Here is a 24472-nt window from a genome sequence, read left to right as displayed (position 1 = left end):
GATCAGCCCCCCACCGGAACAGCAGCCGCGAAACCGCCGTCCACCATCAGGTTCGCCACGGTCTCCAACTCCGGCGGATTGCCCGCCAGCCGCTGCAGAAAATCATCGAAATCCGCACCGCACGGCAGCAGCAGCCGCTCCACCCGCTCCTGCACCCCCCAGCCGTCCTGATCCCGCGCATCGTCGTACGGGCAGAACCAGACCGAGCCCGGCGCGTCACCCCGCACCTTCACCGCGACCACACCGCCCTGCACGAACCCCACGCCCAGATAGTCCTTGGTGAAGTGGTCCCGCAGGCACTTGTTCACGTACACGAGATCGTTGACCGCCGCGTCGTCCCGCACCGTGAAGAACGGCTGGTCGACCAGCAGCCCCAGCTCCGCGTCCAGCGCCGCACCCACCGGCGCGCACCCGCCCGCCGCCTTCAGGAACGAGCGGTACGCACCCGGCAGCCGGTAGCCCAGCGCCTCCTCGGCCTGCGCCACCTGCTCCTCGCCCACCGCCAGCTCACGGTGCGGCAGCCCGAAGTGCACCGGCCGGGTCTCCTGCAACGGCCGGGTGCCCCGCTTGTCGTGCGCCACCGCCGCCGTCGCCAGCCCACCGTGATGCCGCAGCAGCGCCTTCACCTCGACCGGGACCAGTTCCATCCGCCGCGTACCGGCGACGTGATGCCACGTCCAGCCGTGCGGCGTCGCCACCGCGGGCACGTCTATCCACAGCTCGTGTCCCTGCGCGTGCAGCGCCGCGTTCGCCGACACGTAGTCCGTCAGCCGCAGCTCGTCCACGCCGAAGCCCTCCGGCGGCTCGGCGATCTCCGCAGCGGCCCGCGCGTACGGCGAGAACTCCGGAAAGCCCCGCCCGTCCATCCGCACCCCCGCCGGGTACCGCGCGGCACGCACCGGATCCGGAAAATGCACAACCTGACCGGCATAGGCCGAATTGGGTGGCGCGGCGGCATGCCCCGCCGCCTGGGAGCCGGGGAGAGCCCCCAGCCCTGGCCGACCTGTCGTCATCGCGGATGCCCCCTGGCTGAAGCTGGCTTTGGGGCACAGCCTATGCCGTGCCGCAACACCCGCCCGCGCCCCCGCCCCCGTGCACGTCAGCCCCGCGACACACCGGCGTCACCCACCGCCCCACCACCCCGCAGCCCCCGCGCACCACCCCGCCCACCAGCCCTGTTGACTACCTGCCGACGCCCCGTCAGCTCCCCGTGATCTCCACGACAGCCCGTCCGACTACCGCAACACCCAGCACATTTGGCAATCTGATCCCCCGCAACCGGGGGGATTGCAGGGAGGGAAAGCACCACCATGAGCACCACCGCACGCCACGGCACCGGCACCGGGGACCCACGCATCGGCTGGAGCGGCACCGCCGACACCCATCGCGCACCCGCCCTCCACCACCGCCGCGACGGCATCCTCCCCACCATCGGCGCCGCCCTGTCCGTACGCGGACAAACCCTCACCTGCACCGCCGGCAAGGCCGAACAACCCCCCACCCTCCACCCCCTGGTCCAGGACTTCCTCGACACCCTCGCCACCGCACAGCGCGAACGCTTCACCGGCCGATGTCCCGAAGCCGTCCTGCTCTCCCGCCACCTCACCGCCGTCGAGGCCAACCGCTCCAAACGCGCCTCCCGCAAACCCCTCACCAACGGCGAAGCCCGCCGCTCCCTCAAACACTCCAAAATCACCGCCCGCCACATCCGCGAGGACGGCGACCCCCAGCACGGCAGCTACGCCCCGCCCTGCCGCTCCTGCGACGCCCTCCTCGCCCACTTCGGCGTCATGCCCATCGGCACCACGCCCACAGGAAGCTGACCGTCACCATGCCGCCCACCACCCCCGGCCCCCGCACCCCCGCGCACGACCGCACCGACTCCACCCGCTTCCCCGCCGCCGTGGACGTCGCCCTTCAGGAAGCCGGCTGGCAACCCGGCCGCTGGGACATGCAGCAGGCCGAACACTGGGCCGACGCCCTGCGCGCCCACGCCTCCCCCGCCGGCCACCGCCACACCGTCTTCCCCGCCGCCGTCGAGGCGTGGGCCGAATTCGGCGGGCTGCACATCACCGGCCCCGGCCCCGGCCGCCACATCGCCCCCGCCCCGTTCGTCATCAACCCCCTGCACGGCCTCCACCTCGCCCGCACCCTCGGCGACCTCGGCCGCGCCCTCGAAACGGACGTCGCCCCCCTGGGCCGCGAGGAACTCACCGACCCGGACGGCGCGACCTACGGCCAGGCCACCCTCGCCATCGACACCGAAGGCCGCGTCTACAGCGTCGACCACACCGGCGACTGGTACCTCGGCGCCGACATCGACACGGCACTGGGCACCCTCGTCCTGGGAACCAAGCCGAGCCGCCTGGGACTCGCGTCCCACGTCGCGGACTGAGGGCCGAGGGCACGTCGCGGACTGAGGACGGGGGCATGTCGCACGTCGACGGCTGACGGCAGGGGCACCTCGCACGGGTGCCGGCAGACGACAGGGACAGGGGCCACTCCTCGCGTCACCGGCAGACGGCAGGGGCATCACCGTCGGGAGCCTCCCACGACGCCGGCAGGCAACGAGCAGAGGCCGCATCCCTCGTTGCCGGTCACCCCAGGGACTGCCCGGTCAGGCCGCCGGAAGGGACGCCGGGACCACGGCCGAGACCCGGAAGCCGCCGGCGTCCGTCGGGCCCGAGACGAAGACGCCGCCCAGCGCCGTCACCCGCTCCCGCATCCCCACCAGGCCGTTCCCGCCGCTCGGCAGGCCCGCGTTCGCCGCGTCGCCCTCACACGGCCCGTTCTCCACCTGCACCGCCAGCTCACCCTCCCGGTGCGCCAGCCGCACCCGCGCCCGCGCCCCCGGCGCGTGCTTGTGCACATTCGTCAGCGCTTCCTGGACCACCCGGTACACCGTCTGCTCCACCCGCGCCGCATACCGCAGGCCGGCCCCGACGGGCTCCTCCGCCGGATCGTCCACCGACAGCTCGACCACCATCCCCGCCGCCCGGGACTGCCCCACCAGATCCCCGAGGTCCGCCAGAGACGGCCCCTCGGCCTGGCCCTCCACCGGCGCTCCGGCACCCGGGACCGCCCCGTCCCCCTCCGACACGCCCCCCGCAGCCACCGGCACCGACGACCGCGCGCCCGCCGGCGCCTCCGCCGGTACCCGCGCCCGCGACGCCACCGCCGCCAGCCGCTCCGGCGCATCCGACGCCGGCACACCGCGGGCCGCCGTCCCCTCGGCCGTACGCAGCACCCCGAGCATCTCGCGCAGCTCCGTCAGCGCCTGCCGCCCCATGTCACCGACCAGCCCCGCGTTCTTCGACGCCTTCTCCGGATCCTTCAGGGCCACCGCCTGCAGCGCCGCCGCATGCACGACCATCAGACTCACCCGGTGCGCCACCACGTCGTGCATCTCCCGCGCGATCCGGGTCCGCTCCTCGTTACGGGCCCACTCCGCCCGCTCCTCGGCCCGGTCCGCCAGCAGCGACAGCTCCCGCTCCAGACCGTCCGCCCGCTCCCGCAGGCTCTCCACCAGCCGCCGCCGGGCCCCGATGTACAGCCCCCACAGCACGGGCGGAGCCGTCAGCACCAGCCCCACCGCGAGCGACATCACCGGCACCACCCACGTCGGCGGGTTGAAATCCTCCTGCGTCGCCACGTCCTGCCGCAGCGTGAGGAACGTCGTCACCAACGTCCCCACGACCGTCATCCCCGCCAGCAACGTGGTGATCCGGCGCGGCACCTCCGACGCGGCGAGCGTGTACAGCCCCACCACGCTCAGCAGCCCGCCCATCTCCGCGGGCATCACCGCTATCGAAACCAGCACCACCACCACGGGCCACCGACGCCGCACCAGCAGCACCGAGCCCACCAGCAGCCCCAGCAGCACCCCGAGCAATTCGGGCAGCCGCGCCTCCTGCGCGAACCGCACCCCCTCGGCCATGCACTCCAGCGCCGACGCCACCGCCAGCAGCACATCCAGTACGGCACTCCGCCGCCGGGCCCACCACCACGGCCCGCTCACCGGCGCGCCCCGCGCGGCCACACCTTCACTTGCCCCCGTCGTGGTCATACCGCCCAGCCTACGGGCGCCCCTTCCCGTTTCCCCGCCGCCTTCCGGGCCACGACTCTGGCCCATTACCAGCCGTTACCACCGGTTATCCCTCGAACTGTTGAATCGCCCACATTTTCCCCTTTCCATCCGTGCGCACGCCTGCCGGGCCGAGTCGCATCCACACCGGGAGGCCGTCGCATCGAAGGCTGGTGGTACGGCATAGTGTTGGGGAGCCAAGCGATCAGCCTGACAGGATGTCCGGTTTGAACCGCTCCACTATCCCCTGTGGTGTAATTGGCAGCACTGAGGCTTTTGGTGCCTTATGTCCGGGTTCGAGTCCTGGCAGGGGAGCAAGCAAAGTTCGGGTCCTGACCGCACGGTCGGGACCCGTGCGCGTTTCGGTGGGAAAACGCACCGGTATCCTTCGGATGACCACCACCCGAAGTAGCCAAGAAGCCGAAGGGCATCCCCGTGAGCGCCAACCGCCCGGCAGCCGTCGTCGTTCTCGCAGCGGGTGAGGGCACCCGCATGAAGTCGGCGACCCCCAAGGTCCTGCACGCCCTCTGCGGCCGCTCCCTCGTCGGACATGTCGTCGCCGCCTCCCGTGAGCTGGACCCCGAGAACCTCGTCGTGGTCGTCGGCCATGCCCGCGAGCAGGTGCAGGCACATCTGGCCGAGGTCGACCCGGCCGTGCGCACCGCCGTGCAGCACGAGCAGAAGGGCACCGGTCACGCCGTCCGTACCGCGCTGGAGCAGCTGAGCGACAGCGGTGTCGTGCTCGACGGCACCGTGATCGTGGTCTGCGGTGACACACCGCTGCTGACCGGCGAGACGCTCCGGCGGCTCGGCGAGACGCACGCGGCGGACGGGAACGCGGTCACCGTTCTGTCGGCGGAGGTTCCGGACGCCACCGGCTACGGCCGCATCGTGCGGGAGGCGGGCACCGGTGCGGTGACCGCGATCGTGGAGCACAAGGACGCCACGGACACCCAGCGGGCGATCCGGGAGATCAACTCCGGGGTGTTCGCCTTCGATGCCCGGCTGCTGGTGGACGCGCTGGGGAAGGTGCGTACGGACAACAGCCAGGGCGAGGAGTACCTGACGGACGTCCTGGGGATCGTGCGCGAGGCGGGGCACCGGGTCGGTGCCGCGGTGGCGGGTGACCACCGGGAGATCCTGGGGATCAACAACCGGGTGCAGCTGGCCGAGGCGCGCCGGCTGCTGAACGAGCGGTTGCTGGAGCGCGCGATGCTGGCGGGCGTGACGGTGGTGGACCCGGCGTCGACGTTCGTGGATGTGTCGGTGACGTTCGAGCAGGACGCGACCGTGCATCCGGGGACGCAGCTGCTGGGCTCGACGCACGTCGCCACGGGTGCCGAGGTGGGGCCGCAGGCGCGGCTGACGGACACGTCGGTGGCCGAGGGCGCGGTGGTCTCGTTCACGGTGGCCGAGGGTGCGCGTATCGGTGCGGGCGCGCATGTGGGCCCGTATGCGTATCTGCGTCCGGGAACGGATCTGGGCCCGAAGTCAAAGGCCGGTGCGTACGTGGAGATGAAGAACGCGTCGATCGGCGAGGGCACGAAGGTGCCGCATCTTTCCTATGTGGGGGATGCGACGATCGGTGAGTTCACCAATATCGGCGCGGCGAGCGTGTTTGTGAACTACGACGGTGAGGCGAAGCACCACACGACCGTCGGTTCGCATTGCAGGACGGGGTCGGACAACATGTTTGTGGCTCCGGTCACGGTCGGGGACGGCGCTTATACGGCGGCCGGCTCGGTCATCACCAAGGATGTGCCCCCGGGTTCGCTGGCGGTCGCGCGTGGCCAGCAGCGGAATATCGAGGGCTGGGTCGCGCGTAAGCGGCCCGGAAGTGCCGCCGCGCAGGCTGCTGCGACTGCTCGCCGGGGGTCCGAGGGCGAGCAGTGATCGTGAGGGGGGCACCACCCAGCGTTAGCTGGGGGAGGGTGCGCCGTGCGGGGCGTACCGTGATGAGCGCACGCAAACTGTGATTCGAGGAGATTTGCTGTGACCGGGATCAAGACGACCGGCGAGAAGAAGCTGATGCTCTTCTCCGGCCGCGCCCACCCCGAGCTGGCGGAGGAGGTTGCGCATCAGCTGGGTGTCGGGCTGGTCCCGACGAAGGCTTTTGACTTCGCCAACGGTGAGATCTACGTCCGTTATCAGGAGTCGGCGCGTGGCGCGGACTGCTTTTTGATTCAGAGCCACACGGCTCCGATCAATAAGTGGATCATGGAACAGCTGATCATGATTGATGCGCTGAAGCGGGCTTCGGCCCGAAGCATCACCGTGGTCGTGCCGTTCTACGGATATGCACGTCAGGACAAGAAGCACCGTGGCCGTGAGCCGATTTCGGCGCGGCTGATCGCGGATTTGATGAAGACCGCGGGTGCGGACCGTGTGGTCACGGTGGATCTGCACACGGATCAGATCATGGGCTTCTTCGACGGCCCGGTGGATCACCTTTTCGCCCTGCCGGTGCTGGCGGACTATGTGGGTGCGAAGGTCGACCGCGACAAGCTGACGGTGGTTTCGCCGGACGCGGGCCGCGTGCGGGTGGCGGACCGCTGGTGCGACCGTCTCGGTGCGCCGCTGGCGATCGTGCACAAGCGGCGTGACAAGGACGTGGCGAATCAGGTCACGGTGCACGAGGTCGTCGGTGACGTGAAGGACCGGGTGTGTGTGCTGGTCGACGACATGATCGACACCGGTGGCACGATCTGCGCGGCGGCGGACGCGCTGTTCGCGAACGGCGCGTCGGACGTGATCGTGACGGCGACGCACGGTGTGCTGTCGGGTCCGGCCGCGGACCGGCTGAAGAATTCGAAGGTGAGCGAGTTCGTGTTCACGAATACGCTGCCGACGCCTTCGGAACTGGAGCTGGACAAGATCACGGTGCTGTCGATGGCGCCGACGATCGCCCGGGCGCTCCGTGAGGTGTTCGAGGACGGTTCCGTGACGAGCCTCTTCGAGGAGCAGTGAGCGTCGGCGTTCGCGCGGTGCGCTAGATCCATTTTGGGGCGGCCTTCCCGCCGGGTAGACTCGTGGAGTTGCTCGGCGAGGGAGGCCGCCCTTTTGGGTGGGTGCTCCGTTATCGACGCGCTCTTCGTAGCTGGTCTGTCGTGGGCCGGGTGACGCCCACCAGATGTTTCTGAGTTACGAGGAGTGCTTGTCATGGCTGAGATCAAGCTTGCCGCTGCCGCCCGTACCGACTTCGGTAAGGGTGCGGCCCGTCGTGCGCGTCGTGAGGGTCGCGTTCCCGGCGTCATCTACGGTCACGGTGCCGAGCCGCAGCACGTGACGGTCGACAGCCACGCGCTGATGATGGCCCTGAAGACCTCCAACGCGCTGATCCGCCTGGAGTTCGACGGCAAGAACGAGCTGGTCATCCCGAAGGATGTGCAGCGCGAGGCGATCCGCCGCTTCCTGGTCCACGTGGACTTCCTGGCCGTGAAGAAGGGCGAGAAGGTCGCCGTCGAGGTGCCGATCCACGTCGAGGGTGACCTGGCGCCGGGCCAGCACATCCTGGAGCACGCGCTGAACTCGCTGCCGATCGAGGCCGAGGCGACCCACATCCCCGAGTCGGTCACCGTGTCGGTCGAGGGCCTGGCCGCCGGCGCGTCGGTGCTGGCGAAGGACATCGTCCTGCCGAAGGGTTCTTCGCTGACGGTCGAGGACGACGCGGTCGTCCTGCAGGTCGTGGCGGCGCAGGCCGAGGCTCCGGCCGAGGAGGCCGCCGAGGGCGAAGAGGGCGCCGAGGGCTGATCCCCCTTCCGGGGTGGGCGTCCGCCGAGGCGGGTTGCCGGTGCGTCCCGGGTTTCTCTTTGTGACCGTCGTTCCGCGCTGTTGCGCGGGGCGACGGTCGCGTCGTTGAAGGAGCTTGCAGATGTCGGATGCAGTTGGCCCTTGGCTCGTGGTGGGGCTGGGGAATCCCGGTCCTGAGTACGCCGCCAATCGGCACAATGTGGGATTCATGGTTGCCGATCTCCTGGCGGAGCGGATGGGTGGCCGTTTCAAGGCGCACAAGGCGCGTGCGCAGGTGGTGGAGGGGCGGGTCGGTCCGCCCGGGCCGGGGAGTCGCCGGGTGGTGGTGGCGAAGCCGTTGTCGTTCATGAATCTGTCGGGTGGGCCGACGACGGCGTTGCGGGATTTCTACAAGGTGCCGGTGGCCAACATCGTGGCAATTCATGATGAGTTGGATATCGATTACGGCGCGTTGCGGCTGAAGTTGGGCGGCGGCGACAACGGTCACAACGGTCTGAAGTCGATCACGAAGTCGCTGGGTGCGGAGTATCACCGGGTGCGGTTCGGGATCGGGCGTCCGCCGGGGCGTATGCAGGTGGCGGATTTCGTGCTGAAGGATTTCTCGTCGGCGGAGCGGCGGGAGCTGGATTACTTCGTCGACCGGGCGGCGGATGCGGTCGAGACGTTGATCGTGGACGGGTTGGAACGGGCGCAGAGTTCGTACAACACGTGAATGGGGCAGTGCGGGTCAGCCTCTGACGAACTGTTTTCCGAGGTTGACCGGGTGCTGGTGCATGGCCAAGGATCGCCGCCATGCCCAGAAGCAGTACGCGCACCAGTTCGGTCAGACGCAGCCGTAGCCGGCGGTTGGGGGAGAGTGCCTTCGGGCTGCTGCTCGCCGCGCGGGTGGGGGTGATGGGCGTACTGGCGTTGCTCCTGCTGGTGGCGGGGGTGTGGACGTCGTGGAACACGGCGCGCTACGCGATGCTGGTGAAGGCCCAGGGGCGCGGCACGATGACGGTGGCGGCGTGCGCGGGCGAGCGGTGCACGGGCCCGTACGTGCCGGTGTCGGGGGCGGGCGGACCGCGGTCGAAGGTGACCATCGCGCAGGCCGTGGCGCCGGCGAAGGGCGAGCGGGTGGCGGTGGTGCTGAAGCCCGGGACGTCGCAGGCGGTGCGGACGGGGCCGGCCGGGGTGCTGCACGCGTGGGTGCCGTTCGCGGGCTCGCTGTTGCTGGCGGCGCTGGTGGTGGCCGGGGGGATGCGGTTGCGGCGTACGGCGTGGGTGATGGGCTTGCTGGGGGCGTTGCTGCTGGGGGCGGCGTTCGCGGCGATGTAGGGGGTTGAGGTACGACGGCGGCCCGTCCACTCCGGGGAGTGGACGGGCCGCCGTCGTGTGCGGGTGCGGGGTCAGCCGGTGTTGCGCAGGCCCGCGGCGACACCGTTGACGGTGAGGAGCAGGGCGCGGGCGAGGACGGGGTCTGCCTCTTCGCCGCGTTCGGCGGCGGTGCGCTGGCGGTGCAGCAGGGAGACCTGGAGGTAGGAGATCGGGTCGAGGTAGGCGTCGCGGATGTGGAAGGTCTGCTTGAGGACGGGGCTCGCGTCGAGCAGCTCCTTCTCCCCGGTGATGCGCAGGACCTCGGCGACGGTGAGTTCGTGCTCGGCCTTGATGACGTCGAAGATGTGCTTGAGCTCGTCGGGGACGAGGGTGTCGACGTAGTGCTGGGCGATCCGCAGGTCGGTCTTGGCCAGCGTCATCTCGACGTTGGACAGGAAGTTGCGGAAGAAGTGCCAGTGTTCGTGCATCTCGTCGAGGACGGTGTCGAGTCCGGCTTCGCGAGCGGCCTTGAGGCCGGTGCCGACGCCGAACCAGCCGGGGACGATCTGCCGGGACTGGGTCCAGCCGAACACCCAGGGGATGGCGCGCAGTCCGTCGAGGCCGGCGCCGGAGTCGGGGCGGCGGGAGGGCCGGGAGCCGAGGTGCAGTTCGGCGAGCTGGTCGACGGGGGTGGAGGCGAAGAAGTACGCGGGCAGGTCCGGGTCCTCGACGAGCCGACGGTAGGAGCCGTGCGCGGCCTCGGAGACCGTCTCCATGGCCGCGTCCCAGCGGGCGAGGGCTTCGTCGGACTGGCGCGGGGCGGTGTGCAGCGCGGACGCCTGGAGGGTGGCCGCGACGGTCAGTTCGAGGTTCTCGCGGGCCAGTGACGGCACGAGGTACTTGTCGGAGATGACTTCGCCCTGCTCGGTGACCTTGATCTCGCCTTCGAGGGTGCCGTAGGGCTGGGCGAGGATCGCGTCGTGGGAGGGGCCGCCGCCGCGGCCGACGGTGCCGCCGCGGCCGTGGAAGAGGCGCAGGCGTACGCCGTGGCGGTGCGCGACGTCGCGCAGCAGGCGCTGGGCGCGGTGGATCTCCCACTGGCTGGTGGTGATGCCGCCGAACTTGGAGGAGTCGGAGTAGCCGAGCATGACCTCCTGGACGTCGCCGCGGAGGGCGACGAGGCGGCGGTAGGAGGGGTCGGAGAGCATTTCGTCGAGCAGCTGGTCCGCGATCTTGAGCTCGTCCGTGGTTTCCAGCAGCGGGACGATGCCGATCTTGGCCCAGCCGGCGTGCAGGTCGAGGAGTCCGGCCTCGCGGGCGAGGACGGCGGCGGCGAACACGTCGTCGGAGCCCTGGCACATCGAGATGATGTACGACTCGATGACCTCGGGGCCGAAGGTCTCCTTGGCCTTGCGGATCGTGCGGAAGACGCCGAGGGTCTTGGCGCCGGCCTCGTCGAGGGGCGGCGGGGTGGGCGCGAGGGGGCGACGGGAGCGCAGTTCCTTGGCGAGGAGCTTGCGGCGGTAGTCGCGCGGCATGTCCACGTAGCGCCAGGATTCCTCGCCGAGGCGGTCGAAGAGCTGGCCGAGCGCGTGGTGGTGGGCGTCGGCGTGCTCGCGGACGTCCATGGTGGCGAGCTGGAGGCCGAACGCGGCGATGGTGCGGAGGGTGCGTTCGAGGTGGCCGTCGGCGACCAGACCGCCGCGGTGTTCGCGCAGCGACGTCTGGATGAGGGCGAGGTCGTCGAGGAGTTCGGCGGTGCCGAGGTAGTCGCGGCCCGGGACGTGGGGGGTGTCGCCGGCGAGGCGGTCGCGGGTGTTGACGAGCTTCTGCCGGATGCAGGTGGCCTTCAGGCGGTAGGGCTCTTCGCTGTTCAGGCGCTTGTACCGGGGGCTGATCTCGGGGAGCGCCTGGAGGTCGCGGTCCAGGGAGGCCAGCAGGTCTTCGGTGGCGCCGCAGTTGCGGATGGAGTTGGACAGCGCGCCGCGCAGCTCGTCGACGTGCTCCAGGGCGTCGGTGATGCCGTGCTCGTGCTGGAGGATCAGCACGTCCCAGGTGACCTGGGGGGTGACGTTGGGGTTGCCGTCGCGGTCGCCGCCGATCCAGGTGCCGAAGGTGAGCGGGCGGGTGCCGGCGGGCAGCCGGGCGCCGGCGCGCTCCAGCTCGGCGGCCAGGTCCTCCAGGACGTCGCCGACCGCGCCGCGGCCCAGCTCGTCGAGGTAGTAGATGGCGTTGCGGGCCTCGTCGGTGGGCTCGGGGCGGGCCACCCGCAGCTCGTCGGTCTGCCAGATGAGGTCGATGCTCTCGGCGAGGCGCAGGTCGGCGCGGCGGCGCTCGGCGGGGTCGGTGCTGTCCAGCAGCTCGGCGATCTTGCGGAGCTTGGTGAGGACGGAGCGCCGGGCGGCCTCGGTGGGGTGTGCGGTGAAGACGGGGCGTACGCCGAGGTTGGCGGCGGTCTGCTGGAGGTGCTCGGGGTCGGCGTCCTTGAGCATGTCGGCGGTGCGGGCGAGGATGCTGCCCTCGGCGGCGCGCCGGGCGCGCAGCTCGCGGCCGCGGTGGACCTGCTCGGTGACGTTGGCGAGGTGGAAGTACGTCGAGAAGGCGCGTACCAGCTTCGCGGCGGTGGCCAGGTCGGTGTCGCCGAGGAGGCGGGCGGCGGCTTCACCGTCGGACCGGGTCAGGGCGCGGACCTGCTCGACGAGGTCGAGGAGGTCGGGGCCTTCCTGCCGGACGAGGGTCTCGCCGAGGAGGTCGCCGAGGCGGCGGATGTCGGCGCGCAGGGCGATGTTGTCGCCGGTGCCGGCGGTGGTGTCGCCCGCGGTGGGCGCGGCGGGGTTGATGTCGGCACTGCTCACAGGTGCGGCTCCTTGCAGCGATCAGGGGCGTTGCACCGCGACTCGTGGGTTGGGGGTGGCGGGCGACGCGTGGACTGTCTGATGCGGGCGGGTGCGGACCGCGCTGTCCGACGTCCCCAGGATAGGTCTGCCCGGTCCCGGCGGATCACACCGTCCGGTGGGTGGGCATTGCCGGTGAGAAGGGTGTGGGGCCTGTCACGCCCTTGCCCGTGCCGGCGGCACTGCCATACTTACGACACCGTAGGTTACGGTTCCGTAGCCGTAGCCGTGCCCCCGAACCCCCGACGAGGGACACCATGACCGTTGGTTCTGAAGCCGTAGAGGATCCGCCTCTTTCCACCGATTCGCCCGTCGCGGCCGGCGGCCAGGTGCCGTCGGCGACGCTGGGTGGCGAGCAGCGCAGGTCGCTCGAACAGATCACCCTGCTGCTCTTCATCACCGTTCCGTTCGTGGCACTGCTGGCCGCGGTGCCGCTGGCCTGGGGCTGGGGGGTGAGCTGGCTGGACCTGGTCTTGATGACGGTGATGTATTACATCGGCTGCCACGGCATCACGATCGGCTTCCACCGTTACTTCACCCACGGCTCCTTCAAGGCGAAGCGCCCGCTGCGGATCGCGTTGGCGATCATGGGCTCGCTGGCCGTCGAGGGCCCTTTGGTCCGCTGGGTGGCGGACCACCGCAAGCACCACAAGTTCTCCGACGCCGAGGGCGACCCACACTCCCCGTGGCGGTTCGGTGACACGGTGCCGGCCCTGATGAAGGGCCTGTGGTGGGCGCACATCGGCTGGATGTTCGACGAGGAGCAGACACCGCAGCACAAGTACGCGCCGGATCTGATCAAGGACGACGCGATCCGCAACGTCTCCCGCCAGTTCGTCCTGTGGACGACGGTGTCGCTGCTGATCCCGCCGCTGGTGGGCGGCCTGGTGACATGGTCGTGGCAGGGCGCCCTGTCGGCGTTCTTCTGGGGCTCGCTGGTGCGTGTGGCGCTGCTCCACCACGTCACCTGGTCGATCAATTCCATCTGCCACGCGGTGGGCAAGCGCCCGTTCAAGTCCCGGGACCGCTCCGGCAACGTCTGGTGGCTGGCGGTGCTGTCCTGCGGCGAGTCCTGGCACAACCTGCACCACGCGGACCCCACCTGCGCCCGGCACGGCGTACTGAAGGGGCAGCTCGACTCCAGCGCGCGGCTGATCCGCTGGTTCGAGAAGGCGGGCTGGGCGTACGACGTCCGCTGGCCGAACGCGTCCCGCATCGACGCGCGGCGTCAGGAGACGGCCGCCGTGGGCGTACCGCCCAGCGGTAGCTGAGGAAGGCATGATTGACGGGTGGCGATCGACAACAGCAGCACGAGCGACAGCAAGGGCAAACCCTCTCCGGCCGCGGCGACGCGCCGGGCCCGCAGGGTCCGGATGACCGGTGCCGAGCGCCGGCAGCAGCTGCTGGACATCGGTCGCACGCTCTTCGCCGAGCGCGGTTACGAAGGCACGTCGGTGGAGGAGATCGCCGCGAAGGCCGGCGTCTCCAAACCGGTCGTCTACGAGCACTTCGGCGGCAAGGAGGGCCTGTACGCGGTGGTGGTGGACCGCGAGATGCGCCAGCTGCTGGACATGGTGACCGGCGCGCTGACCGCGGGCCACCCCCGCGAGCTCCTCGAACAGGCCGCGTTCGCCCTCCTCGACTACATCGAGACGTACACCGACGGCTTCCGCATCCTGGTCCGCGACTCCCCCGTCGCCCAGTCCACCGGTACCTTCGCGTCTCTGATCAGCGATATCGCCACCCAGGTCGAGGACATCCTCGGCCTCGAATTCAAGGCCCGCGGCTTCGACCCGAAACTGGCCCCGCTCTACGCCCAGGCCCTGGTCGGCATGGTCGCCCTGACCGGCCAGTGGTGGGTCGACACCCGCAAACCCAAGAAGGCCGAGGTCGCCGCCCACCTCGTCAACCTGGCCTGGCACGGCCTGGGCAACCTGGAGGCCAAGCCCCGACTCATAGGGCACCGCAAGAACTGAGACGCGGCCACCAACCACAGCGCCCGACGCCTCGGCCTCGCGGCGCCGCCCCGGGTCGTTCGCCGCGAAGTGATTCCCGGTACCACTGCGTGACACCACACCTTCCGGGAAAGGAGCGGGCCACCCGTGCAGTCCGACCTGATGACCTGCGTCACCTCCGTGCTGCCCAGGGACGAACGGTTCCTGGGGGCCTTCGAGGTCGGGCGCGCCCTGTCCGACCGCCGGGAGGACGACGCCGATGTGCCGCCCGACCGGCAACCGAAGGTGCTCGTCGGCCGGAGCGGGCCGGGAGACAAGCGACGTGGGTTCCTCTCGTTCCTGTTCGAGACCGCGACGCTCACCGACCCGAAGCCGGGGCCGGTCAGGGCCACCGGCGACCCTGCGGACCGTATGAAGCGGCAGCGGAAGAACGGGCGGTTCTTCGGAACGTGGGACAGCTTGGCCGGGCAGTGGCTGGCGGCGGGCCAACCGCATGCGGAAACGGCTGTCATCAGCTGTGTGGCGCTCACCGAACTGCACCTGCGCTTCGTGTACGTGCAGAACGTCCGGCGGTCGCAGACCGACCGCGCCATCGAGGCGGGCGCCTGCTTCCCACGCACCACCCTCGCCTGGACCCGTCGACGGAACGGTGCGCGGAAGGAGTTCCAGTTCGGGTTCACCGATGGTTCCTGGGGAACTTTGCTGGTTCCTCAGGAGCGGGAATTCCTGACGTTGTTTCCCGGGACGCTCACGCACAAGGAGCGCATTCCGTAAAAAGCGCCGGCGGCGTCGGAGCAAAGGCGTCGCCCGACAGCTGTCCGCCGGCACCCCTCGGCCGCTCCCTGCTCAGTCCGGCGCCGTCGGCTCCAGGAATTCCAGGCGGTTGCCCACCGGGTCGTTAGTGTAGAAGCGGCGGTGGGCCGGGAGGCCGTCGTCCCAGGTGACGGGGGCGCCGGCGGCGGTCAGGCGGGTGGCGAAGGCGTCGATGTCGGTGACGCGGAGGCCCGGGTGGGCCTTCCGGGCGGGGCGGAAGGACGGGTCGGTGCCGAGGTGGAGGAAGGCCGTGCCGGCCCCAAACCAACAGCCGCCCCGTGCAGCGAGGGCCGGGGGCTTGGGTAGCTCGGTCATGCCGAGGAGGTCCCCGTAGTAGGCCCGCAGAGCGTCTTCGGTGCCGGGAGGCGCGGCGAGCTGGACGTGGTCGAGGCCGGTGATCACGGGTACGTCATCTCCGAGGGGTGAGGCGGAAGGGGGTCAGCCGAGGGGTTTCCGGGCGATGGCGAAGATGCGGCGGAAGGGGAAGACGGTGCCGTGGGGGCCGGTGGGGTACGCCTTGCGGAGGGCGTCGCGGTATTCGGCGAGGAACGCTTCCAAGGTGGCCTGGTCGTTTTCGAGGGCGGTCAGGACCGGGCGCAGGGCGGTGCCCTTGACCCAGTCGAGGACCGGGTCGTCGCCCTGGAGGAGCTGGACGTAGGTGGTCTCCCAGACATCGGCGGTGCAGCCGAGGTCGGTGAGGCGTTCCAGGTAGGCGGCCGGTTCGAGGATGTGGACGAAGCGGCGGCCGTGGGTGGTGAGGCGCTCGCGCCACTGGGGGGCGTCGCACAGCTCGCCGAGCAGGGCGTGGCTCGGTGAGGTGAAGTTGCCGGGGACCTGGAAGGCGAAGGTGCCGCCGGGGGTGAGGGCGTCGATCCAGCGGGCGAAGGAGTCGGGGTGGTTGGGGACCCATTGCAGTGCCGCGTTGGAGACGATCAGGTCGTACGGCTCTTCGGGTGCCCAGTCGGCGGCGTCGGCGGGTGCGAAGTCGAGGTGTCCGCCGCCGGGGGTGGGGCCGGCGTGGTTCTCGGCTTCCTTGAGCATCTCCGGGGAGTTGTCGTATCCGGTGATGTGCGCGTCGGGCCAACGGGTGGCGAGCAGGGCGGTGACGTTGCCCGGGCCGCAGCCGAGGTCGGCGATGCGGGCGGGGCGGCCCTCCCGGGGGAGCTCGGATATCCGGGCCAGCAGGTCGTGGAAGGGGCGGGTGCGGTGCCCGGCGTGGCGGAGGTACTGCTGCGGGTCCCAGGTTGGCGCGTCGTGCATGGTCGTAAACCCTTTCGCTGTGCAGGGTTGGCGCAAGGCTGGCACGGTGTGTTGCACGGTCTGGTTCGGGCCGACTCGGCTGGAAACCGAGCCTCCGCCGACGATGCCCCATAGTCCAGCGAAATATATCTCGACGTCAAGAGACTTCATGTCGACAGACCCTCTACACTGATCGTCATGGAGGACGAGGTCGACCGGCTGGTTGCTGCATGGCGCCGTGAGCGCCCGGACCTCGACGTGGAACCGCTCGAGGTCCTCAGCCGTGTGTCCAGGCTGGCCAGACACCTCGACCGGGCCCGCCGGATCGCGTTCGCCGAGGTGGGCCTGGAGCCCTGGGAGTTCGACGTGCTGACGGCGCTGCGCCGCGCCGGGGCGCCGTACCAGCTCTCCCCCGGGGCGCTGCTGACCCAGACGCTGGTCACCTCCGGGACGATGACCAACCGGATCGACCGGCTGGTCAAGAAGGACCTCGTCGAGCGGCTGCCCGACCCCAGTGACCGGCGGGGAGTGCTGGTCAGGCTGACCGCCGAGGGCCGTGACAAGGCCGATCAGTCGCTGGCCGGGCTGCTGGTCCAGGAACGCGCCATCCTGGCCGAACTCTCCCCCCAGCAGCGCCGCGAACTCGCCGGACTGCTGCGGCGGTTGACCGGTCCGTTCGACAACACCCCGGGCTAGCGACCGGCGCCGCCCCGTCAGCGGCCGCCCGCCGGCGTTCCCGCGGCGGCCCGGGGCAGGTGCACCGATGACGTCCCGGGCACAGGCTCCTGCGACATCCCGGGCAGATGATCGGAAATACACGCGGGCCGTTCGGCGATTTTCCGGGGCAGGCTAGGGGCGTGCACTCCCGGGCATACGGCGCGGGCGCTGTTTGCCGAGGTCGCGGGGCCGGGTGCACGCACGGTCGACGGGAGCCCCACCACCGCGCACGACAGGTGTTCCACGCCTGAATTGAGGGCGCGCGAGCCAGTTGCGTGCGCCCCCTAATGCGGCGCGCGCCCCTCCGGTATCCCGTCCCCTTGCCCCTCGCTCGCGTTGTGCACTTGGATCGCGCCATGAGCCAGCAGCGCGCACCGCACCCGGCGAACGGCCCGTACGGCAGGCGGTTCGAGGGCCGTACGGTCCTGGTGACCGGGGCCGCCGCCGGCATCGGGGCGGCCACCGCCGACCGGCTGGCGGCCGAGGGCGCCGGTGTCCTGCTGCTGGACATCGACGACGAGCGCGGCGAGCACCTCGCACGCCGCATCCGGGCGGCCGGCGGCCGGGCCTCGTACGAGCACTGCGACGTGGCCGGTGAGGACGACTGGCGGCGGGCGGTCGAGGCGGCCCGGCGGCGCTACGGCCCGGTGGACGGCCTGGTCAGCAACGCGTTCCTGCCCTACGTGGCGGCGGCCGGCGAGACGCCGCTCGCGGACTGGGACCGTCAGCTCGCGGTCAATCTGACCGGCTCGTTCCTCGGCGTACGGGCCGCCCTGGACGATCTGCGGGCGCGGCACGGCGCGGTGGTGCTGACCTCGTCGGTGCACGCCCTGATGGGGCTGCCCGGCCGGCCCGCCTACGCCGCCGCCAAGGCCGGGCTGACCGGCCTGGGGCGCCAACTGGCCGTCGAATACGGCCCGGAGGTGCGGGTCAACAGCGTGCTGCCGGGCCCGGTGCTGACCGCGGCCTGGGACGACATCGGCGAGGAGCAGCGGCAGGCCAGCGCCGCCGAGACGGCCGCGCGGCGGCTGGGGCGGCCCGAGGAGATCGCCGCCGCGATCACCTTCCTGCTCTCCTCCGACGCGTCCTACGTCACTGGTGCGAGCCTCGTCGTGGACGGCGGCTGGAGCGTGTACAAGAACTCTTCGTGAGCTGAGCCGGCTACGGGCGGGGCTCTCGCGCCCCGCCCGCGCTTCGATCCGTAGGGGGATCCATGGGCATCCATTTCGGCGGCGACTACAACCCCGAGCAGTGGCCCGAGGAGGTGTGGGCCGAGGATCTGAAGCTGATGAAGGCGGCCCACGTCACCATGGTCACCGCCGGGATCTTCTCCTGGGCGAAGGTCGAACCCCGGCCCGGGCAATGGGACTTCGGCTGGTTCGACCGCGTCATGGACGGCCTGGCGGGCGCCGGGATCGCCGTCTGCCTGGCGACCATGACCGCCTCCCCGCCCCCGTGGCTCTCCCGCGCGCACCCCGAGATCCTGCCCGAGGGCCCCGACGGGCAGCGCCGCTGGCCCGGCGGCCGGCAGCACTACTGCCCCTCCAGCCCCGTCTACCGCGCCCACGCCGTCCGTCTCGTCGAGCAGCTCGCCACCCGCTACGCCGGCCACCCGGCCCTCGCCATGTGGCACGTGGGCAACGAATTCGGCTGCCACACCCGCCAGTGCTTCTGCGACGTGTCGGCCGAGGACTTCCGGCACTGGCTGCGCGTGCGCTACGGAAGCGTCGAGGCGCTCAACGCCGCCTGGTCGACGGCCTTCTGGTCGCAGGGCTACGGCGCCTTCGACGAGGTGCTGCCGCCGCGCACCGCCCCCACGTTCCCCAACCCCGCCCAGCAACTGGACTATCTGCGCTTCAGTGACGAGGCGCTGCGCGCCTGCTACCTCGCCGAGAAGGAGGTCCTCACCCGTCTGACGCCCGAGGTACCGGTCACCACCAATCTGATGCCGCAGCACAAGCCGGTCGACGCGTTCGCCTGGGCGCCGCACATGGACGCGATGGCGCTGGACTTCTACCAGGACCCGCACGCGCCCGACGACCACATCCGGGCGGGCTACGTCTTCGACCTGATGCGCTCGGCGCGCTCCGGCCAGCCGTGGCTGCTGCTCGAACAGGCGCCGAGCGCCGTCAACTGGCGGCCCCGCAACGGCCCCAAGCCGCCCGGTGCGATGCGGCTGTGGAGCTGGCAGGCCGTCGCCCAGGGCGCGGACGCGGTGCTGTACTTCCAGTGGCGGCAGTCGCTGGGCGGCGCGGAGAAGTTCCACTCGGCGATGCTGCCGCACGGCGGGACCGACACCCGGATCTTCCGGGAGGTGGCCGCGCTGGGGCGGGAGCTGGCGTCCGTCCCGGACATCGAGGGGAGCCGGTCGCGGGCCGAGGTGGCGCTGCTGGCGGACTGGCACAGCTGGTGGGCGGTGGAGCTGGACTCCAAGCCGTCGACGGCGCTGGACCACTCCCGGATCGCGCTGGACCACTACCGTCCGCTGTTCGAGGCGGGCGTGGCGTGCGACGTGGCGCCACCGCAGCGCGAACTGTCCGGCTACCGGCTGGTGGTCGTCCCCAATCTGTACCTGCTGACCGCGGCCGACGCCGAGCGGCTGGCGGCCTTCGTACGGGGCGGTGGGCGGCTGCTGGTGTCGTTCTTCTCCGGGATCGTCGACGCGCACGACCGGGTCCATCCGGGCGGCTACCCGGCACCGCTGCGGGAGCTGCTGGGGCTGCGGGTGGAGGAGTTCTGGCCGCTGGACGAGGGCCGTACGGTCGGGATCGGAGACGGTGCCTATTCGGGCCGCGCGGACCTGTGGTCGGAGGCCATCGACCTCGAAGGGGCCGAGGCGCTGGCCCGCTTCACGGACGGCGACCTCGCCGGCCGGCCCGCGCTGACCCGGCACGCCTACGGGCAGGGCACCGTCTGGTACGTCGGCACCCGGCCGGAGCCGGCGCTGATGCGGGCCCTGCTGGACGACGTGCGGGAGGCGGCCGGGGTGGCGCCGGTGCTGCCGGGGCTGCCGGCCGGTGTCCAGGCCACCGTCCGCGAGGGCGCCTCCGGACGGTACGTCTTCCTGCTCAACCACGGGGCGTCGGCGGTCGACGTGGACCTGCCGGAGCCGCTGTACGACGCGCTGGCCGCCGCGGACGGGCCGGCGCGGGCGCCCGTCGGGCGGGTCACGCTGGCCGCCCGGGGCGTGGCCGTGCTGACGGACGGCTGAGCGCCGCGCCCCGCGGTGCCGGCGCCCTACGGCACCGGCACCGAAGCCGCCGTGGCCGCCGCCTCCAGCTCGACCGGGCCGACCCCTGCCCGGCGGGCCAGCGCCACCGCCGCGAGCGTCGAGTGCACCCCGAGCTTGCCCAGGACGTTCTGCATGTGCGTACGCACGGTGTGCGGGGAGAGGAAGAGCCGCTCGGCGACCGCCTTGCGGCCCAGCCCCGCCACCATGCAGCGCAGCACCTCGCGCTCGCGCGGCGTCAGCGACTCCACCAGCCGCTCGCTCTCCGAGCGGTGTTTGCGGGCGGCCGTCAGCTCGCGCAGGACGCCGGTCAGCAGCGCCGGCGGCAGATGCGTCTCGTCGCGCAGGACGCCGCGGATCACGGCCAGCAGCCGGGACAGCGAGCAGTCCTTGGCGACCCACCCCGAGGCGCCGGCCTGCAGTGCGGCGGCCGCGCGGCGCGGGTCGTCGCGGTCGGCGAGGACGACCGTGCGCAGGTACGGGTGGCTGGTGCGCAGGCCGGACACCAGCGCGATGCCGTCGCGCGGGCAGGGCCGCGGGGCGGCCTCCCGGACCGGCCCCGGAGCCTGCGCGGGCACCGCGAGGAGCGGCGCGGCGAGGTCGGCGTCGGCGAGCAGCACGTCGAACCGGCGGCCGTCGGTGGCCGCCCGGTCCAGACTGCGCAGGGCGGCGGGCGCGCTGCCCGCGGCCGCGACGTCCACGTCCTGTTCCGCGGCGAGCGCGGCTGCCAGGGATTCGGCGAAGATGCGGTGGTCGTCGACCACCAGAACCCGGATGCGTTGCACAGAGACCCCCTGTCTCGGTGAACGGACCATAGCGGGCACGACGCCCGGATTGAAGATCGCCTCAGCAAGCACGGCCGCCGCCGTGCCGACATGACTACCCCCACCCGGGACGCCGTACCCGAACGGTCTCGCCCCCTGATCAGCACCGGCCCCCACCGGTGCAGGGTCTCAGCGTACGGACGGGGTGCGGCAAGGGAAGGTGATTGGCGAAACTCCTCCCCCAGCGGGGCCAATTGGCGGATGTCCGGTGGACGCGCGCCCGTTGTCCGCCCTGCCGCGCCCCTAGTCGAGCCGGTGTGCTCCCGCGCTCGGGACGGCTTCGAAGATGCGGGGGGCGGCGTGGCCGGCGGCCGCGAACGCCTCGGTGACGGCCGTGCCGACGGTCCGGGCGGCGGTCTCCTCGACGAGCACGATCGCCGAGCCGCCGAAGCCGCCGCCGGTCATCCGGGCGCCGAGGGCGCCGGCCGCGTTGGCGGTGTCGACGGCGAGGTCCAGTTCCCGGCAGGAGATCTTGAAGTCGTCGCGGAGCGAGGCGTGGCCGGCCGTCAGCAGCGGGCCGATGGCGCGGGGGCGCCCCGCGTCCAGGCAGGCGACGACCTGTTCGACGCGGTCGTTCTCGGTGACGATGTGCCGGACCAGGGCCTGCACGGCGGGCCGGTCGGCCAGTTTCGCCAGCGCCTCGGGCAGATGCGGGGCGGCCACGTCGCGCAGGGCCCGTACCCCGAGCGCCCGCGCGCCGCTCTCGCAGCCGGCGCGCCGTTCGGCGTACGCGCCGTCGCCGAGTTCGTGCTGGACGCGGGTGTCGACCACCAGCAGCCGCAGTCCCTCGGCCGCCAGGTCGAACGGGACCTGGCGGCGGGTGAGGTCGCGGGTGTCCAGGAACAGGGCGTGGCCCTCGGTGCAGCAGGCGGCCGCGGTCTGGTCCATGATCCCGCAGGGCACGCCGACGAAGGCGTTCTCGGCCCGCTGGGCGAGCTGCGCCAGCCGCTGCCGTTCCAGGCCGAGCCCGTAGAGGTCGTTGAGCGCGAGGGCGGTGGCGACCTCCAGGGCGGCGGAGGAGGACAGGCCGGCGCCGGTGGGCACCGTGCTGTCGTAGTGCAGGTCCGCGCCGCCCACGGGCAGGCCGGCCTCCCGCATCGCCCAGACGATGCCCGCCGGGTAGGCGGCCCATCCCGCTCCGGGCGCCGGGCGCAGCTCGTCCAGGCGCAGTTCGACGATGCCGCCGTCGGCGCCGCCGGAGTGCAGCCGCAGCACCCCGTCGGTGCGGGGCGCGGCGGCGGCGAGGGTGGTGTGCGGGAGGGCCAGCGGCATCACGAAACCGTCGTTGTAATCGGTGTGTTCACCGATCAGGTTGACCCGGCCGGGCGCCGCCCAGATGCCCTGGGGGGCGGTGCCGTACACCGCGGCGAACCGCTCCGCGGTGTGCTGAGCGCCGTGCGGGCGCTCGGTGGTCGGGGTGGCGGCTCCGTGAGCGGTCATCAGGGCCCCTTGGGCTGGTTGTGGTGGGGTGCGCGGTCGAGGTTCTGCGTGAACTGCCAGGCGTCGGCGACGATTCCGGCGAGGTCGGCGCGGCTGGGGCGCCAGCCGAGGCGGTCGATGGCGGTCTGCGCGGAGGCGACCAGGACGGCGGGGTCGCCGCCGCGGCGCGGGGCGGCGACCTCCGGGATGGGGTGGCCGGTGACCTTGCGGACGGTTTCGATGACCTCGCGGACGGAGAAGCCGTTGCCGTTGCCGAGGTTGCAGATCAGGTGCTCGCCCGCGGTGGCCGCGGCGAGCGCGAGCAGGTGGGCCTCGGCGAGGTCGGCGACGTGGATGTAGTCGCGGACGCAGGTGCCGTCGGGGGTGGGGTAGTCGTCGCCGTAGACGGAGATCGCCTCGCGCTTGCCCTGGGCGACCTGGAGGATGAGCGGGATGAGGTGCGACTCGGGGTCGTGCCGCTCGCCGCAGCTGCCGTAGGCGCCGGCGACGTTGAAGTAGCGCAGCGAGACGGCGGCCAGGCCGTGGGCGGCGGCCTCTCCGGTGATCATGTGGTCGACGGCGAGCTTGCTGGCGCCGTACGGGGAGGTGGGGGCCGTCGGGTCGGTCTCGGTGATCGGGGTGCTCACCGGCTCGCCGTAGGTCGCGGCGGTGGAGGAGAAGACGAGCTTGCGCACCCCCGCCGTCCGCATCGCCGCGAGCAGCTCCATGGTGCCGCCGACGTTGTTGTCCCAGTACTTCTCGGGCTTCACGACGGACTCGCCGACCTGCGAGAACGCGGCGAAGTGCAGCACCGCGTCGTATGTGGAGTCCAGCCACCTGGCGGCGTCGCGGATGTCGCCCTCGATGAACTCGGCGCCGGCGGGGACGCCCGCGCGGAAGCCGGTGGAGAGGTTGTCGAGGACGGTCACGGCGTGGCCGGCCTCCAGCAGGTGCTGGGCCACCACGCTTCCCACGTAACCCGCCCCGCCCGTCACCAGGTACTTGCCAGACTCAGGCTTGCTCATGACTTGCTTGCTACCTCTCGCAGTCGCTCGGCCGCGGCCTCCGGCGGCACGTCGTTGATGAACACGTTCATGCCGGATTCGGAACCCGCGAGGAACTTCAGCTTGCCGGAAGTCCGGCGAATGGTGAAAAGCTCGAGGTGGAGCGCGAATTCCTCGCGCTGTGCGGCGCGCAGCGGAGCCTGGTGCCAGGCGGCGATGTACGGCGTCGGCGGCGCGGCCTGCCCGTCTTCCCCGCCGTCGAAGATCCGGTCGAAGCGCCGCAGCACTTCCAGATAGACCTGGGGGAATTCTGTGCGTGCGGCGTCGTCGAGGGCGAGCAGGTCGGGCACCCGGCGCCGCGGGTAGAGGTGCACCTCGTACGGCCAGTGGGCGGCGTACGGGACGAAGGCCACCCAGTGCTCGCCCTCCAGGACGACGCGGCGGCCGTCGGCCAGCTCGTCGGCGACGACCTCGTCGAAGAGGTTGCCGCCGGTGGTCTCGCGGTGCGCGGCGAGGGAGCGCAGCATCCGCTCGGTGCGGGGGGTGGTGAAGGGGTAGGCGTAGATCTGGCCGTGCGGGTGGCCGAGGGTGACGCCGATCTCGCGGCCGCGGTTCTCGAAGCAGAAGACCTGCTCGACGCCGGGGAGTTGGGAGAGTTCGGCGGTGCGGTCGGTCCAGGCGGCGAGGACGAGGGCGGCCTGTTCCTCGGTGAGGTCGGCGAAGGACGCCTCGTGGTCGGGGGTGAAGCAGACGACCTCGCAGCGGCCGTGGTCGCCGGCGAGGGAGGGGAAGCGGTTCTCGAAGACGACGACGTCGTAGTCGGCGGCGGGGATCTCGGAGTCCCGGCCCTCGCGCGAGGGGCACAGCGGGCACGCGTCGGCCGGGGGGTGGTAGGTGCGGGCCTGGCGGTGCGAGGCGACGGCGACCCGGTCGCCGAGGAGCCGGTCGTGGCGGATCTCGGAGGCGGTGGCGACGGGGTCGAGGGGGCGCGGGTCGGGGGTGTCGCGTACGACGTCGTCGCGCGAGTCGTAGTAGATCAGCTCCCGGCCGTCCGCGAGCCGGGTCGTCGTCTTCTTCACCGGGAGCTCCTCATCACACGCACCACCGCCGAGCAAACACAAACAAACACAATGAAGCACAACTAAACAGTGCCGTCAATGTCGCCCGTATGGCCGGTCCACCCCCACCCATACCGCCTCATACCGGTCAGCCGCATCACGATCCAACAACTCGATCGAACAAAAGTGT

The 24472-nt window shown here is 71.5% G+C and carries 22 protein-coding genes and 1 tRNA gene; 14 read left to right on the top strand and 9 right to left on the bottom strand.

Annotated features, from left to right (window positions below):
- Window positions 1-2: 2 nt before the first annotated feature.
- On the bottom strand, window positions 3-1013 hold the full coding sequence (locus OO62_RS07895; protein WP_033266534.1) for an HNH endonuclease: 1011 nt from the start codon (window positions 1011-1013) through the stop codon (window positions 3-5).
- A 297-nt stretch (window positions 1014-1310) separates the two neighbouring features.
- Between OO62_RS07895 and OO62_RS07890 the strand changes: the two genes are divergently transcribed.
- Together OO62_RS07890 and OO62_RS07885 are read left to right on the top strand one after the other, a co-directional pair.
- The gene (locus OO62_RS07890; RefSeq protein WP_033266533.1) at window positions 1311-1823 is read left to right on the top strand and encodes a YwqJ-related putative deaminase; all 513 of its coding nucleotides are present in this window, start codon (window positions 1311-1313) and stop codon (window positions 1821-1823) included.
- Window positions 1824-1831: 8 nt separating this feature from the next.
- Window positions 1832-2395: an SUKH-3 domain-containing protein gene (locus OO62_RS07885; protein ID WP_033266532.1), complete on the top strand. Its 564-nt coding sequence runs from the start codon at window positions 1832-1834 to the stop codon at window positions 2393-2395.
- A gap of 222 nt (window positions 2396-2617) precedes the next feature.
- On the opposite strand, the gene OO62_RS07880 is transcribed toward OO62_RS07885, so the two are convergent.
- Entirely contained in the window at window positions 2618-4066 is a 1449-nt protein-coding gene (locus tag OO62_RS07880; RefSeq protein WP_078617068.1) for a sensor histidine kinase, read from the bottom strand.
- 261 nt (window positions 4067-4327) lie between these two features.
- On the opposite strand from OO62_RS07880, the gene OO62_RS07875 reads away from it, so the two are divergent.
- From OO62_RS07875 to OO62_RS07850, 6 genes are all read left to right on the top strand, one after another.
- Window positions 4328-4399, top strand: a tRNA-Gln gene (locus OO62_RS07875).
- A gap of 120 nt (window positions 4400-4519) precedes the next feature.
- Window positions 4520-5977, top strand: coding sequence for a bifunctional UDP-N-acetylglucosamine diphosphorylase/glucosamine-1-phosphate N-acetyltransferase GlmU (glmU, locus tag OO62_RS07870; RefSeq protein WP_033266530.1), 1458 nt, complete (start codon window positions 4520-4522; stop codon window positions 5975-5977).
- Window positions 5978-6076: 99 nt separating this feature from the next.
- Window positions 6077-7051 (top strand): ribose-phosphate diphosphokinase, encoded by a 975-nt coding sequence (locus OO62_RS07865; RefSeq protein ID WP_006605140.1) that lies wholly within the window; start codon window positions 6077-6079, stop codon window positions 7049-7051.
- Between the two features lie 192 nt (window positions 7052-7243).
- On the top strand, window positions 7244-7834 hold the full coding sequence (locus tag OO62_RS07860; protein WP_033266529.1) for a 50S ribosomal protein L25/general stress protein Ctc: 591 nt from the start codon (window positions 7244-7246) through the stop codon (window positions 7832-7834).
- 121 nt (window positions 7835-7955) lie between these two features.
- Window positions 7956-8546 carry an aminoacyl-tRNA hydrolase gene (pth, locus tag OO62_RS07855; RefSeq protein ID WP_033266528.1) on the top strand — a complete coding sequence of 197 codons (591 nt, stop codon included), beginning with the start codon at window positions 7956-7958 and terminating at the stop codon, window positions 8544-8546.
- Between the two features lie 80 nt (window positions 8547-8626).
- Window positions 8627-9151, top strand: coding sequence for a hypothetical protein (locus OO62_RS07850; protein ID WP_033266527.1), 525 nt, complete (start codon window positions 8627-8629; stop codon window positions 9149-9151).
- A gap of 71 nt (window positions 9152-9222) precedes the next feature.
- Here the strand turns inward: OO62_RS07850 and ppc are convergent, their stop codons facing one another.
- Window positions 9223-11985, bottom strand: coding sequence for a phosphoenolpyruvate carboxylase (ppc, locus tag OO62_RS07845; RefSeq protein ID WP_381573666.1), 2763 nt, complete (start codon window positions 11983-11985; stop codon window positions 9223-9225).
- A 296-nt stretch (window positions 11986-12281) separates the two neighbouring features.
- Between ppc and OO62_RS07840 the strand changes: the two genes are divergently transcribed.
- The 3 genes from OO62_RS07840 (at window position 12282) to OO62_RS07830 (ending at window position 14753) form a co-directional block, all read left to right on the top strand.
- Window positions 12282-13295, top strand: a complete 1014-nt coding sequence (locus tag OO62_RS07840; RefSeq protein WP_033266526.1) for an acyl-CoA desaturase — start codon at window positions 12282-12284, stop codon at window positions 13293-13295.
- An 18-nt stretch (window positions 13296-13313) separates the two neighbouring features.
- Window positions 13314-14000 (top strand): TetR/AcrR family transcriptional regulator, encoded by a 687-nt coding sequence (locus OO62_RS07835; RefSeq protein WP_033266525.1) that lies wholly within the window; start codon window positions 13314-13316, stop codon window positions 13998-14000.
- 126 nt (window positions 14001-14126) lie between these two features.
- A complete protein-coding gene (locus OO62_RS07830; protein WP_033266524.1) occupies window positions 14127-14753 on the top strand; it encodes a hypothetical protein in 627 nt (208 codons plus the stop codon).
- Window positions 14754-14825: 72 nt separating this feature from the next.
- Here OO62_RS07830 and OO62_RS07825 read toward each other — a convergent pair whose 3' ends face one another.
- Window positions 14826-15194, bottom strand: a complete 369-nt coding sequence (locus OO62_RS07825) for a VOC family protein (RefSeq protein ID WP_033266523.1) — start codon at window positions 15192-15194, stop codon at window positions 14826-14828.
- A 36-nt stretch (window positions 15195-15230) separates the two neighbouring features.
- Window positions 15231-16052 carry a trans-aconitate 2-methyltransferase gene (locus OO62_RS07820; protein WP_033266522.1) on the bottom strand — a complete coding sequence of 274 codons (822 nt, stop codon included), beginning with the start codon at window positions 16050-16052 and terminating at the stop codon, window positions 15231-15233.
- Between the two features lie 177 nt (window positions 16053-16229).
- Here OO62_RS07820 and OO62_RS07815 point away from each other — a divergent pair, with 177 nt between their 5' ends.
- The 3 genes from OO62_RS07815 (at window position 16230) to OO62_RS07805 (ending at window position 19959) form a co-directional block, all read left to right on the top strand.
- Window positions 16230-16727 carry a MarR family winged helix-turn-helix transcriptional regulator gene (locus OO62_RS07815; RefSeq protein WP_033266521.1) on the top strand — a complete coding sequence of 166 codons (498 nt, stop codon included), beginning with the start codon at window positions 16230-16232 and terminating at the stop codon, window positions 16725-16727.
- A gap of 377 nt (window positions 16728-17104) precedes the next feature.
- On the top strand, window positions 17105-17899 hold the full coding sequence (locus OO62_RS07810; RefSeq protein WP_033266520.1) for an SDR family NAD(P)-dependent oxidoreductase: 795 nt from the start codon (window positions 17105-17107) through the stop codon (window positions 17897-17899).
- Window positions 17900-17961: 62 nt separating this feature from the next.
- Window positions 17962-19959, top strand: coding sequence for a beta-galactosidase (locus tag OO62_RS07805; RefSeq protein ID WP_033266519.1), 1998 nt, complete (start codon window positions 17962-17964; stop codon window positions 19957-19959).
- A gap of 26 nt (window positions 19960-19985) precedes the next feature.
- On the opposite strand, the gene OO62_RS07800 is transcribed toward OO62_RS07805, so the two are convergent.
- From OO62_RS07800 to galT, 4 genes are all read right to left on the bottom strand, one after another.
- A complete protein-coding gene (locus OO62_RS07800) occupies window positions 19986-20762 on the bottom strand; it encodes a response regulator transcription factor (RefSeq protein ID WP_033266518.1) in 777 nt (258 codons plus the stop codon).
- A 282-nt stretch (window positions 20763-21044) separates the two neighbouring features.
- Window positions 21045-22241: a galactokinase gene (gene galK / locus OO62_RS07795; protein WP_033266517.1), complete on the bottom strand. Its 1197-nt coding sequence runs from the start codon at window positions 22239-22241 to the stop codon at window positions 21045-21047.
- A complete protein-coding gene (gene galE, locus OO62_RS07790) occupies window positions 22241-23245 on the bottom strand; it encodes a UDP-glucose 4-epimerase GalE (RefSeq protein WP_033266516.1) in 1005 nt (334 codons plus the stop codon). Before galE ends, galK begins: the two co-directional genes overlap by 1 nt.
- Window positions 23242-24303: a galactose-1-phosphate uridylyltransferase gene (galT, locus tag OO62_RS07785; RefSeq protein WP_033266515.1), complete on the bottom strand. Its 1062-nt coding sequence runs from the start codon at window positions 24301-24303 to the stop codon at window positions 23242-23244. The genes galE and galT overlap by 4 nt, the downstream gene beginning before the upstream one ends.
- Window positions 24304-24472 lie beyond the last annotated feature (169 nt).

It is taken from the genome of Streptomyces lydicus (assembly GCF_000717345.1).
In the GTDB taxonomy this organism is placed as follows: domain Bacteria; phylum Actinomycetota; class Actinomycetes; order Streptomycetales; family Streptomycetaceae; genus Streptomyces; species Streptomyces lydicus.
This window is presented reverse-complemented; position numbering and strand designations above follow the sequence as displayed.

Coding starts and splice junctions, on each gene's coding strand:
- OO62_RS07895 (WP_033266534.1), bottom strand. CDS start 1,013: ATGACGACAGGTCGGCCAGGGCTGGGGGCTCTCCCCGGCTCCCAGGCG.
- OO62_RS07890 (WP_033266533.1), top strand. CDS start 1,311: ATGAGCACCACCGCACGCCACGGCACCGGCACCGGGGACCCACGCATC.
- OO62_RS07885 (WP_033266532.1), top strand. CDS start 1,832: ATGCCGCCCACCACCCCCGGCCCCCGCACCCCCGCGCACGACCGCACC.
- OO62_RS07880 (WP_078617068.1), bottom strand. CDS start 4,066: ATGACCACGACGGGGGCAAGTGAAGGTGTGGCCGCGCGGGGCGCGCCG.
- OO62_RS07860 (WP_033266529.1), top strand. CDS start 7,244: ATGGCTGAGATCAAGCTTGCCGCTGCCGCCCGTACCGACTTCGGTAAG.
- pth (WP_033266528.1), top strand. CDS start 7,956: ATGTCGGATGCAGTTGGCCCTTGGCTCGTGGTGGGGCTGGGGAATCCC.
- OO62_RS07850 (WP_033266527.1), top strand. CDS start 8,627: ATGCCCAGAAGCAGTACGCGCACCAGTTCGGTCAGACGCAGCCGTAGC.
- OO62_RS07840 (WP_033266526.1), top strand. CDS start 12,282: ATGACCGTTGGTTCTGAAGCCGTAGAGGATCCGCCTCTTTCCACCGAT.
- OO62_RS07820 (WP_033266522.1), bottom strand. CDS start 16,052: ATGCACGACGCGCCAACCTGGGACCCGCAGCAGTACCTCCGCCACGCC.
- OO62_RS07815 (WP_033266521.1), top strand. CDS start 16,230: ATGGAGGACGAGGTCGACCGGCTGGTTGCTGCATGGCGCCGTGAGCGC.
- OO62_RS07810 (WP_033266520.1), top strand. CDS start 17,105: ATGAGCCAGCAGCGCGCACCGCACCCGGCGAACGGCCCGTACGGCAGG.
- OO62_RS07805 (WP_033266519.1), top strand. CDS start 17,962: ATGGGCATCCATTTCGGCGGCGACTACAACCCCGAGCAGTGGCCCGAG.
- galK (WP_033266517.1), bottom strand. CDS start 22,241: ATGACCGCTCACGGAGCCGCCACCCCGACCACCGAGCGCCCGCACGGC.
- galE (WP_033266516.1), bottom strand. CDS start 23,245: ATGAGCAAGCCTGAGTCTGGCAAGTACCTGGTGACGGGCGGGGCGGGT.